Annotated in this window: 8 protein-coding genes, 2 tRNA genes and 1 pseudogene; 2 read left to right on the top strand and 9 right to left on the bottom strand. The window is 70.2% G+C overall.

All coding sequences use genetic code 11. The features are described from left to right. Nucleotides 1-69 precede the first annotated feature (69 nt). A complete protein-coding gene (locus tag QFZ74_RS21090) occupies nt 70-1,524 on the bottom strand; it encodes a catalase (RefSeq protein ID WP_307622356.1) in 1,455 nt (484 codons plus the stop codon). A gap of 173 nt (nt 1,525-1,697) precedes the next feature. On the opposite strand from QFZ74_RS21090, the gene QFZ74_RS21085 reads away from it, so the two are divergent. After that, nucleotides 1,698-2,114, top strand: a complete 417-nt coding sequence (locus QFZ74_RS21085; RefSeq protein ID WP_307622355.1) for a Fur family transcriptional regulator — start codon at nt 1,698-1,700, stop codon at nt 2,112-2,114. 124 nt (nt 2,115-2,238) lie between these two features. On the opposite strand, the gene QFZ74_RS21080 is transcribed toward QFZ74_RS21085, so the two are convergent. From QFZ74_RS21080 to QFZ74_RS21065, 4 genes and pseudogenes are all read right to left on the bottom strand, one after another. Next, nucleotides 2,239-2,312 (bottom strand) — tRNA-Met (locus tag QFZ74_RS21080). 493 nt (nt 2,313-2,805) lie between these two features. Then, a pseudogene (locus QFZ74_RS21075) lies at nt 2,806-4,642 on the bottom strand (tetratricopeptide repeat protein). 218 nt (nt 4,643-4,860) lie between these two features. Beyond that, nucleotides 4,861-4,934, bottom strand: a tRNA-Met gene (locus QFZ74_RS21070). 41 nt (nt 4,935-4,975) lie between these two features. Continuing rightward, nucleotides 4,976-7,915, bottom strand: a complete 2,940-nt coding sequence (locus tag QFZ74_RS21065) for a UPF0182 family protein (protein WP_307624228.1) — start codon at nt 7,913-7,915, stop codon at nt 4,976-4,978. A gap of 175 nt (nt 7,916-8,090) precedes the next feature. On the opposite strand from QFZ74_RS21065, the gene QFZ74_RS21060 reads away from it, so the two are divergent. Beyond that, the gene (locus QFZ74_RS21060; RefSeq protein WP_307622354.1) at nt 8,091-8,633 is read left to right on the top strand and encodes a PPA1309 family protein; all 543 of its coding nucleotides are present in this window, start codon (nt 8,091-8,093) and stop codon (nt 8,631-8,633) included. Nucleotides 8,634-8,770: 137 nt separating this feature from the next. Here QFZ74_RS21060 and QFZ74_RS21055 read toward each other — a convergent pair whose 3' ends face one another. The 4 genes from QFZ74_RS21055 to QFZ74_RS21040 form a co-directional block, all read right to left on the bottom strand. After that, nucleotides 8,771-9,868 carry a PDZ domain-containing protein gene (locus QFZ74_RS21055; protein WP_307622353.1) on the bottom strand — a complete coding sequence of 366 codons (1,098 nt, stop codon included), beginning with the start codon at nt 9,866-9,868 and terminating at the stop codon, nt 8,771-8,773. Between the two features lie 61 nt (nt 9,869-9,929). Further along, nucleotides 9,930-10,061 carry a hypothetical protein gene (locus QFZ74_RS21050; RefSeq protein ID WP_307624333.1) on the bottom strand — a complete coding sequence of 44 codons (132 nt, stop codon included), beginning with the start codon at nt 10,059-10,061 and terminating at the stop codon, nt 9,930-9,932. Nucleotides 10,062-10,268: 207 nt separating this feature from the next. Continuing rightward, the gene (locus QFZ74_RS21045) at nt 10,269-10,730 is read right to left on the bottom strand and encodes a molybdenum cofactor biosynthesis protein MoaE (RefSeq protein WP_307622352.1); all 462 of its coding nucleotides are present in this window, start codon (nt 10,728-10,730) and stop codon (nt 10,269-10,271) included. A 155-nt stretch (nt 10,731-10,885) separates the two neighbouring features. Then, the gene (locus QFZ74_RS21040) at nt 10,886-12,013 is read right to left on the bottom strand and encodes an SDR family oxidoreductase (protein WP_307622351.1); all 1,128 of its coding nucleotides are present in this window, start codon (nt 12,011-12,013) and stop codon (nt 10,886-10,888) included. Between the last annotated feature and the right edge of the window lie 124 nt (nt 12,014-12,137).

Here is a 12,137-nt window from a genome sequence, read left to right as displayed (position 1 = left end):
GCCCACCGCCACCACGACAAGCGGCCCCATACGGGTACGACGTCCCGACGCCCCGTACGTGCTGGTGTGTCAGCCGCGCAGGGCCTGGACCGCGGCCTCCAGCCGCTTGCCGAAGTCAGCGTCCGCCGCACGGAAGTTGGCGATGGCCCGCTCGACGATGTCGTCGCGCGAGACCGGGGCCATGGCGCCGGCCAGGTTGTCGACGAGGCGCCCCTTCTCGTCCTCGGACATCAGGCGGTACAGGTTGCCCGCCTGCACAAAGTCATCGTCCTCGGAGTGCACCGGGGTCGGGTGGCTGCCGGTGCCGCCGGTGAAGCCGTCGTACGGCTCCCAGAGCGGGCGCCCGGTCTGCGCGGGCCCGCCGAAGCTGTTGGGCTCGTAGTTCTTCGCGCCCTTGTGGCGTCCGTCGTACAGGAAGCCGTCCCGCGAGTTGGTGCGCGCCTCGGTCGCGTGCGGCCGGTTCACCTGCAGCTGGTCGGCGTTGATGCCGACGCGGTAGCGGTGCGCGTCGCCGTACGCGAAGAGGCGGCCCTGGAGCATCTTGTCCGGCGAGGGCCCGATGCCCGGCACGAAGTGCGCGGGGCTGAAGACGGACTGCTCGACCTCGGCGAAGATGTTCTCCGGGTTGCGGTTGAGCTCCAGCCGGCCGATCTCGATCGGCGGGTAGTCCTCGTGCGGCCACACCTTGGTGAGGTCGAACGGGTTGAACCGGTACGTCGCGGCGTCGGCCGCCGGCATGATCTGCACCTGCACGGTCCAGGACGGGAGGTCACCGCGCTCGATGGACTCGCGCAGGTCGCGCTGGTGGGAGTCGGGGTCCTCACCGGCGAGCCTGTCGGCCTCGGCCTGGGTGAGGTTCCTGATGCCCTGGTCGGTCTTGAAGTGGTACTTGACCCAGAAGACCTCGCCGGCCTCGTTGCTCCACTGGTAGGTGTGCGAGCCGTACCCGTTCATGTGCCGGTACGAGGCAGGAATCCCCCGGTCACCGAAGAGCCAGGTCACCTGGTGCGTGGACTCCGGGGACAGCCCCCAGAAGTCCCACACGCTGTCGGCCTCCTGGCTGCCGGTGTACGGGTCGCGCTTCTGCGTGTGGATGAAGTCGGGGAACTTGATCGCGTCCCGGATGAAGAAGACCGGGGTGTTGTTGCCGACGAGGTCGTAGTTGCCCTCCTCGGTGTAGAACTTCAGCGCCCAGCCGCGCGGGTCGCGCACGGCGTCCGCGGAGCCCAGGTCGCCGGCCACGGTCGAGAAGCGCAGGAACGTCTCCGTCCGCTTGCCGACCTCGGAGAGGAACGCGGCGCGGGTGTACTTCGTGACATCCGCGGTCACCGTGAAGGTGCCATAGGCGCCGGCGCCACGAGCGTGCACGACCCGCTCCGGGATCCGCTCGCGGTTGAAGTGCGCAAGCTTCTCCAGCAGCACCTGGTCCTGAACGAGGACGGGCCCGCCGACACCCGCGGTCTCACTGTTCTGGTTGTCGGCCACCGGTGCACCGGCCTCCGTCGTGAGCGGTCCCTGCGTCACGTGCGCCTCCTGCGTCTTGCTGAGCACTGCTGACTGCTGACTGCTGACTGCTGTCACTTCTAGCCCTTGGCCAAAGTCGAGCACGATCCTACAATGGACAATGTCTAAGTCAAGCAGCGCTCCAAAATCACACCTATTCGGAACACGGCCCCTCTCCTGTTAGGCTGACGCCCATGAGTGACCTTCTGGAACGGCTGCGCGGCCGCGGATGGCGGATGACCGCGCAGCGGCGCGTCGTGGCCGAGGTCCTCGACGGCGAGCACGTCCATCTGACGGCCGACGAGGTCCACGCACGGGCCGCCGTCAAGCTGCCCGAGATCTCCCGGGCCACCGTCTACAACACGCTGGGTGAGCTGGTCTCCCTGGGCGAGGTCCTGGAAGTCACCACGGACAACCGGGCCAAGCGCTACGACCCCAACGCGCACCGCCCCCACCACCACCTGATCTGCGCCCAGTGCGGCACGATCCGCGACGTCCACCCCACGGGCAACCCCCTGGCCGACCTCCCGACCTCGGAACGCTTCGGCTTCAAGGTCTCGGACGTGGAAGTCACCTACCGAGGCCTGTGCCCGAACTGCACGTCAGCCTGACCCGAAATCTTTCAGGCCCCCGGCGCACGCACATACGCGCCGGGGGCCTGAACGCATGCCATGCAGCACACGCAAAACACCTAGGGCCGGAACCCATCTCTGGATTCCGGCCCTAGGCCTTCAGTAGCGGGGACAGGATTTGAACCTGCGACCTCTGGGTTATGAGCCCAGCGAGCTACCGAGCTGCTCCACCCCGCGTCGATGAATGAGACATTACGCGAACGCCGAACAGAAACGCAAATCCGCTCCTGAGGGTGATGGGGAGCAAGGGACAAGAGAGGGGGCGGATGCAGGGGGGAACGGGACGGGAGCACGCCGAAGTGGCAACGCAGCCACCCAGAAGAGTGGCCGCCCCCACCCGACACTGGACGCCGAATCCGGGGGCCAGGGGCCCCCGACAGAGCCCGCAACACGGCAGCCCGCCCGGGCGGCCCGGCGTCGAAACCGCCCCGGGGGGCGCCGGGAGCCCGGGGGGGCCAGGGGCCCAGGGGGCCAGGGGGCCCAGGGGCCAGGGGGCCAGGGGGCCCAGGGAGCCCAGGGAGCCCAGGGGCCAGGGAGCCCAGAGGGCCCAGAGGGCCCAGGGGGCAGAGCCCCCGGCGGGGTCCGGGGCGGAGCCCCGGGTGGGTGACCCTTTATCCAACCGAGTCGGGCGGGTGGGTGGGCAAACCCCCACCCAAGCCCAGCGCAGCGCTCACGCTGAGAGTTCCTCCAGCAACGCGTCCCGCAACCGCCCCGCCCGCTCCGCGACCTCCGCCGGCCCCAGCGACACCGCCCGGTCCGCCCACTGCTGTCCCTCGGCCAGCTCGCCGCGACGCGCGTAGACCAGGGCCAGCCGCAACGCCGCCCGCCCGTGCCCGGCGTCAGCCGCCCGCGTCCACCACACCGCGGCCTCCGGCTCGCTCCCCTCCCGGGCCAGCAGCAGCCCAAGATTGAACGCCCCGTTCCGCGATCCGGCCTCGGCCGCCTCCCGGTACCACCGCGCGGCCCCGATCACGTCACCCCGCGCCGCCGCGAGCATGCCGACCCGCACCTGTGCCCGCCGGTGCCCCTGCGAGGCGGCCCGCCTCGTACCACTCCTCGCACTCGGTCTTCTCGTGCAGCGACTCCCCTAGCTCGTGCTCGGACTCCGAGGGCCGCCGCGCGTCCAGCAGCGCGGCCAGCCGGTACGCCGCCTCGGCGCTCCCCGCGCCCGCCGCGCACCGCAGATACCGCTCCGCCTCCTGGTGCTCCCCCTCACGCAACCGCGCGATCCCGACCTGGAGCGCCGCCTCGGTGTGCCCGGACGCCGCAGCCCGCTCGTAGCAGCGCAGCGCGAGCGTGTGCCGGCCCCGCCCGGCGTAGAGGATCCCGAGGTTGAACGCGGCGTCCACGCTCCCCGCCTCGGCCGCCTTGGAGAACCACGGCTCCGCCCCCGCCGCGTCGCCGGCCTGGAGCAGCAGGATCGCGAGCGCGTTCGCCGCCTCCCGGTGCCCGGCGTAGGCCGCGCGCCGGTACCACTGCTCGGCCTGCGCGGTACGCCCCTGCTCGGCGCAGAGCAGCGCGAGGTTGTACGCCCCGTTGTCGTCCCCGGCGTCCATCGCCGCCCGGTACCACCGCTCGGCGGTCTGCGTCTCCCCGCGCTCGGCGTGCAGCGCGCCCAGCGCGTTCGCCGCGTTGCCGTCGCCGTCCTGCGCGGCCCGCAGCCACCACACGGCCGCGCTCTCGGTGTCCCCGGCGTCGCGCAGCAGGAAGCCGAGCGCGCAGGCGGCCCGAGCCTCCCCGTCCTTGGCGGAGGTCAGGTACCAGCGCCCGGCCTCCTTCAGCTCGCCCCGCTTCTCCAGGATCACCCCGAGGTGCAGCGCGGCCCGCCGGTGTCCGCGCGCGGCGGCCTGCCGGTACCACTGCTCGGCCTCCTCCACGGCGGCCTCGTCGGCCGTGCCCTCGGCCCAGGCGTCCCGGTCGGCCCCGGCACCGCGGTCGAGCGTGCGCGCCAGCCGGTACGCCGCCTCCCGGTGCCCCCGCTCCGCGGCGACCCGCATCCAGCGCTCGGCGCCGGAGTCCCCGCGGTGTTCGAGCAGGTCGGCGAGCGCGTACGCGCCGAGCACATGTCCCTGCTCGGCGGCCTGGCGCAGCCAGTACTCGGCGGCGGGCTCGTCCCCGCGCTCCCGGTGGTGGCGGCCCAGCGCGTGCGCGGCGGCGACGGAGCCGGCGACAGCGGCGATCCGCCACCATCCGGCTGCCTCGTCGCCGTACCCGCGCTGGTGTAGCAGAACACCGAGATTGTTGGCCGCGGCACGGTCTCCGGCCGCGGTGGCCGCCCGCAGATGAGGCTCGGCGCCGTCGAGATCGCCCCGCCGCAGCAGCATGGCCCCGAGGACACTCATCGCCTCGACGTCGCCGGCCTCCGCCGCGAGTCGCTGACGTACCTCTTCGATCGCCGCCTCGGCAGCCTCGCCGGACTCGTCCGGGCCAGGAGGCTGTACGAGTTCAGCGGCGTGCACAAAACGCCCTGTCTCCAACAGAGTTGCCTTGTCCCCCATAACGTCCATCGTCGCACCACCTGCAACCTGCGTACACCCGGTATAGCGCAGCCCGTGAGGTCACTTCAGCGTTTTGTCGACATGCCCACAGAGAGACAAGTCAAACACAAAAGTCCCAACTCCCGGCGGCGGCACGGCGTTCGAGCTCATCGGCACATGAGTTCGCCGCCGGTGTACACACACACGAAGGCCCGGATCCCTGGAGGATCCGGGCCTTCGATTATCAGTAGCGGGGACAGGATTTGAACCTGCGACCTCTGGGTTATGAGCCCAGCGAGCTACCGAGCTGCTCCACCCCGCGCCGTTGTTTGACAACCGTACCACGGAACGGAGGGGTGCTGGTCAGCCGCTCGAAGCGCCCCCGTCACCACCCTTGCCGGAATCGCCCCCGCCTGCCTTGCCGGAGCTGCCGCCGGCGGCCTTATCGGCCTTGGACTGCGCCTCCGCGGCCAGCTTCAGCGCGTCCTCCAGATCCTTCTGCGCCTTGCCGTACGCCGCGAAGTCGTTCTTCCGCAGGGCCTCCTGCCCCGCGTCGAACGCCTTCTGCGCGTCGTCCAGCGCCTGCCGGACCGTCGGGCTGCCCGGCGGCGGGTTCCCGGTGCCGGTGTCCGGCGGCGGGGTGGTCGCCCCCTTGGCCCCGAAGACCTTGTCGAGCGCCTCGTCGAGCGTGTCCTCGAAGGCGGTCCTGCCCTCGTACGTCACCAGGACCTTGCGCAGCAGCGGGTACTTGAGCCCGCCGCCGCGCACATAGACCGGCTCCACGTACAGCAGCCCGCCGTCGAGCGGAACGGTCAGCAGATTGCCGTACTCGACCTCGGAGTCGCCGCCCTTGAGCAGCCTGATGGCCTCGGCGATGTACTGCTCGGAGTTGAACTGGCTCTGGATCTGCCGGGGTCCGTCGACGTTGGTGCTCGTCGGCAGCTTCAGGATTCTGATCTTGCCGTAGTCACCGGTGCCCGCCTCGGCGTCGACCGACATGAACGCGCTCAGGTTGTAGCGGCCGTTGGGCGTGAACGTCGTCGACAGCGAGAACGCCTGCGACTTCTGCCCGGGCATCTTCATGCTCAGGTAGTACGGAGGCACCGCGCTGTTCGACTTGTTGGGCGTCGGGTCGGCCGGCACCTGCCACACCTCGCTGCCCGTGAGGAAGGTCTGCGCGTCCGTCACGTGGTAGCGCGTGAGCAGCTCGCGCTGGACCTTGAACAGGTCCTGCGGGTACCGCAGATGCTGCATCAGGCCGCTGGAGATGTCCGCCTTGGCCTTCACCGTGCCGGGGAAGGTCTTCATCCAGGTCTTCAGGACGGGGTCCTTGGTGTCCCACTGGTAGAGCTTGACCTCGCCGGTGTACGCGTCGACGGTCGCCTTCACCGAGTTGCGGATGTAGTTGACCTGGTTCTGCTGTGCCACCACCGCGCGCGAGTTGTTCGTCGCGGTCAGCGAGTCGGCCGTCGTGTCACCGAGGGTCGTCCGGGAGGCGTACGGGTATCCGTTCGTGGTCGTGTAGGCGTCGACGATCCACTGGATGCGGTGCCCCACGACCGCCGGATAGGCGTCGCCGTCGATGGTCAGCCAGGGCGCGACCGCCTCGACGCGCTCCTTGGGCGTGCGGTTGTACAGGATCCGCGAACCCTTGCCGATCGCACCGGAGTAGAGGATCTGCGGCTCGTTGAACGCCATCGCGTACGCGGCCCGGTTGACCGGGCTGGCGAGGTTGACGCCGCTGTTGCCCCGGTAGCTGGTGGTCCTGGTCTTCTCGTCGTCGTCGGAGTAGTCGATCTCCTTCTGGGGACCGCCGACGATGGAGTAGGTGTTGGTCTTCTCGCCGTAATAGATCCGCTGCTGGTACGAGCCCAGGTCGCCCTTGGACGGCAGGTTGTACTCGGTGAAGACGGGGCGCCCCGCGGAGTCGGCCTCGGTGCCCTTGGCCGCGACCGCGCCGAATCCATGGGTGTAGCGGAAGTGGTCGTTGATCCAGTTGTTCTTCGGGATGCCGGCCAGGTTCAGCTCGCGCAGCCCGATGACCGTGTCCTGGTCCTTGCCGCTCTTGGTGCTGTAGCGGTCGACGTCGAGGTTGGTCGGGAAGGCGTAGTAGTTCCGCATCTGCTGGAGCTGCTGGAACGTCGGCGAGACGATGTTCGGATCCATGATCCGGATGCTCGCCGTGCTGCCGACGTCGTCGCGCAGCTTGGTCTTGTCCTCGGTGGTGCTGGTCCCGTTGTACTCGGTGACCTCGGTGTCGTCGATGCCGTACGCCTTGCGGGTCGCCTCCAGGTTCTTCTGGACGTACGGGGCTTCCTTGGTCTGCTCGTTGGGCTGGACCTGGAACTTCTGGACGATGGCCGGGTACAGGCCGCCGATGAGGATCGCCGAGAGGACCATCAGTCCGAAGCCGATGACCGGCAACTGCCACGTCCGCCGCCACAGGGTGGCGAAGAACAGCAGCGCGCAGATGACGGCGATGCAGAACAGGATGGTCTTGGCGGGCAGATAGGCGTTGGCGTCGACGTACCTCAGGCCCGTCCAGTTGCCCGTCGCCTTGAAGTCACTGGACTTGACGGCCAGTCCGTACCGGTCGAGCCAGTAGGCGACCGCCTTCAGGGCCACGAAGACGCCGATGAGCACCGACAGATGGCCGGTCGCCACGGCCGTGGCGCGCGCTCCCGGGCTGGTGACGCGCAGTCCGCCGTACAGATAGTGCGTCAGCGCGGCGGCGATCACGCACAGGATCACGGTGGCGAAGCCGAAGCCCAGCAGGAAGCGGTACCAGGGCAGGTCGAAGGCGTAGAAGGAGACGTCCAGGTGGAACTGCGGGTCCTTCTGGTGGAAGGGCACGCTGTTGACCCACATCAGCCAGGTCCGCCACTGGCTCGCCGCGGAGGCGCCTGCGATCAGGCCCACCAGGGCGGTGATGCCGAGCAGCAGCCACGTCTTGTACGGCGCGACACTCATCCGGTAGCGGTCGAGGCTCTGCTGCTCGGTGGACATGGCGCTCAGCGGCGGCCGCATCCGGTGCGCGAGCCAGATGTTGAAGCCGACCGCGACCGCCATCAGCAGACCGAAGACGAAGAACAGCCCGATCTTGGTCCACAGGGTGGTGGTGAACACGGACGAGTAGTGCACCGAGCGGTACCACAGCCAGTCCGTCCAGAAGCCCGCGAACATCGTGAACGCCATGCCGAGCGCGGCCAGCACGCCCAGGGTCATGAGCAGGGTCCGGGCGCGCCGGGACGGGCGGCCCACTCTGATCCGCGGACCCGTGGGGCCCCCGCCGCGGTCCGGCATCTGGAAAGCCAAGGTGCGCACCTCGAAGTTCGGTGTTGGTTCGCTGTCGTTGCGTCAGGTCCCGCTGTCCGCGGGCCGTCCGGTGCGCCCCCCGGTCGCGGGCCCACACCTATGCAACTTACTCAGCGTTCACTCGGTTCCCGATTCCGGTGAGGAACGAGGCAGGATTGTGACCATGTCCAACACACCCATGGCAGCGAACCCGCTCACGCGGGCCGTACTCGAGATCGACGAGTACGCCTCCGGCCTCGGCTGGGGCCGCCCCGCTCGCCTCTTCGCCCTCGTAGACACCGCACGCCTGCGCTCGCAGGAGCCCGCCCTCGCGGACCAGCTCGGTCTGGCCGACGAGACGGAGTCCGCCGGACTCACCCCGATCGAGCAGGACGAGATCCCGGCGGACAAGCCGCTGGACGAGTTCCTCGGCACCATCGCCTGGCCCGACCCGGTGGTGGGCTGCGCCCTCACCGTGGAGCGCCTGATGCTGCCGCCGTCCGCCGAGGCCCAGGTCCCACAGGGCCTGGACGAGGCGAAGCTGACGAAGTGGGTGGCCTCCCACCCCGAGCGCCAGGAGGTCCGTATGACGGTCGGCGTCCTGCGCGACGGCGCCCGCGAGTCCGCCCTGCGGCTGCGCGAGAAGGACTCCCCGACGGAGGTCCTCACCGGCCCCGACCTGGTGCCCGGCCTCGCCGAGGCGCTGATGGCGACCTTCGAGGACTGAGCCGCGGGCGCCCGTCGGCCGCCTCGCGGTCACGGCGCCCGCCCGGCCCTGGTACGACGCTGGGGGCGCCCCTCATGACGAGGGGCGCCCCCAGCCGCGTAACAGCGAGGCCCGCTAGGCCCGCCAGGCCTGATACGTCAGCCCTTGACGGTGCACTTCGGCAGGTCGGCGGTGTGGCCGTCGCGGATGTCCTTGAGGGCGCCGAGCGCGTCGCCGATCGTCTTGACCTTGACCAGTGTGAGCCCGCTCGGGGTGTCCTTGGCCGCGGCCGCGCAGTTGTCGGCGGGGGTCAGGAAGTACTGGGCGCCCTTCTCGCGCGCGCCGACGGTCTTCATCTCGATGCCGCCGATCGGGCCCACGGTGCCGTCGTCGTCGATCGTGCCGGTGCCGGCGACGAACGTGCCGCCGGTGAGGCTGCCCGGGGTGAGCTTGTCGTAGATGCCGAGGGCGAACATCAGGCCCGCGCTCGGCCCGCCGACGTCGGCGAGCTTGATGTCGATGCTGAACGGGAAGGTGTGGTCGGTCCCGGCGGAGATGCCGACGATGGCGCGCCGGGCGCCGGTGTCCTTGGACGTCGTGGTCCGGATGGTGACGTTCTCGGTCTTCGTCGCGGTGGTGTGCTGCTTCTCCGCGGCGGCCTGTTCCTTGGCGGGGACGACGGTGAAGACGACGTCCTGGCCGGGCTTGTGCTTGGTCACCAGCTTGGCGACGTCGGAGGGCTGCCTGACCGTCGTGCCGTCGACGGACTTGATCACGTCACCGGCGTGCAGCCGGCCCTCGGCCGGGGAGCCCTTGATGACGGTGGAGACGATCACCCAGGACTTCACCGGGACGTCCAGCTTCTTCAGGGCGGCGACCTTGGCGCTCTCCTGGGACTGACTGAACTCCTCGGCGTTCTCCTGGGTGGACTGCTCCTCGGTCTTGCCGTCCGGGTAGAGCGTGTCGTGCGGCACGATCTTGTCGTCGTGCGCCAGCCAGCCGTAGACGGCCTCGACCAGGTTCATGCGGTAGTCGGCACTGGTGACCCGCACCGTGGTCATGTTCAGGTGTCCGGAGGTCGCGTACGTCCGGTGTCCGGAGATCTGCAGTACCGGCTCGCCCGCGTGGTCCCCGAGCGTGTTCACCGTCGGCCCCGGCGACATCGCCGCGTAGGGGACGGGGGTGAGCACTCCCGCACACAGGAGCGCGATCAGCATCAGGGTGGAGGCGAGCATCGTCGCAGTGCGGCGTGGCATGTCTCGACAGTACGGGACGCGCCTGTCAGCACACCGTCAGGGCACCCTCGTCACAGTCGCCTCAGGAGCCGGTGTGGGACTTCTCCATGGCCGCGCGGAACCGGGCGTACCCGTCGAGTTCCGGGCCGTCGCTGCGCGTCCTGCGGGTCCGGTTGGCCCAGCTTCCCCACAGGCCCGCGGCTATCGCAGCCACAAACGGAATCAACAACCAGGCGAGCGCCGCCATGCCGGCCTCCCAACCCCAAAACGAGCGTCTGCGACTGACTGATCAGCAGATTAACCATCCGCAGGAACAACGCTCACGGCAGGGGTACGGTTACGCAACCGGAGCACCCGGCGCTGTAACCGGAAGGATCCGGTAGGCCGTTTGGCGAGGTGCGCGGGTGCTCCGGACGGGGGCTCAGCAGGCGCCGACCCACTCCTCGGTCCCGTCGGAGAACCGCTGGTGCTTCCAGATCGGCACCTCGTGCTTGATGTCGTCGATCAGCTTCCGGCAGGCGTCGAAGGCCTCGCCCCGGTGCGGGCAGGCGACCGCGACGACGACGGCGAGATCCCCGACCTTGAGGTCCCCCACCCGGTGGACCGCGGCGAGGGCCCGCACCGGGTACTCGGCGACGACCTTCTCGGCGACCCGCCGCATCTCCGCCTCGGAGCTGGGGTGGCACGAGTACCCGAGTTCGTCGACGTCGGCGCCCCCGTCGTGGTTGCGCACGGTCCCCACGAAGAGCGCGATACCCCCGGCCGCCTCGTCCCCGACCGCCCGGTACACCTCGTCCACGGAGAGCGGGGTCTCGCGGACGCCGATCAGCTTGATGGGATCCTGCGCCGCCTGCTCACCGGGGTGATCGTTCGTGTGTGCCATACGTCCATCGTGCCGCACCCCTCGGACAACGCGGAAACCTCGCGTCACCGGGCACGCGCGCGCTTCACCGTTCGGAGTACTGCGCGGGCCCCAATGTGCGCGCACGCGCGCGGGCCGTCACGTGACCCCCGCGCGCGGGATCCCTCGTACCCGGCTCAGATCCGCCGCCGCGCCTTCCTGGCCCGGCGGACCACCGCCGCCGCGCCGAGCAGCGCGACCGTCGCGCCCGCGGCCCCCGCAGCCGTGGCGTCCTTGCGGCCTAGCCGCCGGCCGGCCACCGTGTGCCGCCCGGAGACCTCCTCGAGGAGCTCCGCGAGCACCGCCTCGTTGGTCCACCGCGGCCGCCATCCGGCGTCGTGCAGCCGGCTCCCGCTGACGACCCAGGGGTACATCGTGTACGCGAGGTCCCCGGCGGGCGACGGGGTGAGCCCGATGCGGTGCAGACGGGCCGCCGCCCCCAGGGCGACTGCCGACGGAAGCTCCATCCGGCGGATGCCGCTGAGCTCCTCGACCTCCTCCTGTTCGAGCCATCCGTCACAGCCGACGACCAGCTCCCCCTCGACCTTCTCCAGCACGGCGTACTCCAGCGCACCACACAGGTCCTCGACGTGACAGAACTGCCACGCGGGCCGCGATCCGGCCACGACGAGCAGCCGAGGCGACTCGAAGTACCTGGTCAGCGCGGTGTCGGTGCCTCCGACGAGCACGGCGGGGCGGACCACGGTGACGTTCAGACCGGGGTGCGCCCGGGGCGCGCGGCGCGCCAGCCGCTCGATCTCCAGCAGGTCCCCGACGCCCGTGGCCTCGGCCGTGGCGCGCAGCTCGGCGTCCTCCGACAGAGGCAGCTCGTTGTCCGGCAGCGCCCCGTAGACCATCGAGGAGGTGCACAGCACGACCCGGTGCACGCCGGCGGCCGCGGCGGCGGTGAGCACGGTCTGCGTCCCCCGCACGTTGTACGCGGTGCGGGCCGCCGCGTCGGTCTCCAGGTCCAGGTCGAGCGCCAGGTGCACGACGGCGTCCGCGCCGCGCAGCTTGTCCGCGATCGCCGGGTCCCGCACGTCGAGGATGTGCCACTGCGCCTCGGCGCACTCCCCGCGCCGCTCGTCGATGGCGATGACCTGCTTGATCTCCTCGGACGCGGCGAGCCGCTCGGTCAGCAGCGCGCCGATCCCGGTGGCGGCCCCGGTGACCGCGACGACGGGTCCGCGCACCGGGGGTGGGACCGACGTATTTCGCGTTGACGGGTTTCGCGCTGCGCGAACCTGCGGATCTGGGGAACTCACCGGGCGTCTCCAGAGGTTGTCTTCAGTACGGGTGCGCGTGACGCGCCTGTACCAGGTGGCATCCATCCTGCCGCAGGCCCAGAGCCGGCGAAGCACCGAGGCCCGATCGGTTCCAGGTGTCTAC

The organism is Streptomyces sp. V3I7, assembly GCF_030817495.1.
Classification (GTDB): domain Bacteria; phylum Actinomycetota; class Actinomycetes; order Streptomycetales; family Streptomycetaceae; genus Streptomyces.
Note: the sequence above shows the minus strand (reverse complement) of the source record. Positions and strands in the feature narration are given on the sequence as shown.

What these genes read in the sequence shown, in the direction of transcription:
- QFZ74_RS21055 (WP_307622353.1), bottom strand. Translation starts at nt 9,868, where the DNA reads ATGCCACGCCGCACTGCGACGATGCTCGCCTCCACCCTGATGCTGATC.
- QFZ74_RS21045 (WP_307622352.1), bottom strand. Translation starts at nt 10,730, where the DNA reads ATGGCACACACGAACGATCACCCCGGTGAGCAGGCGGCGCAGGATCCC.
- QFZ74_RS21060 (WP_307622354.1), top strand. Translation starts at nt 8,091, where the DNA reads ATGTCCAACACACCCATGGCAGCGAACCCGCTCACGCGGGCCGTACTC.
- QFZ74_RS21085 (WP_307622355.1), top strand. Translation starts at nt 1,698, where the DNA reads ATGAGTGACCTTCTGGAACGGCTGCGCGGCCGCGGATGGCGGATGACC.
- QFZ74_RS21065 (WP_307624228.1), bottom strand. Translation starts at nt 7,915, where the DNA reads ATGCCGGACCGCGGCGGGGGCCCCACGGGTCCGCGGATCAGAGTGGGC.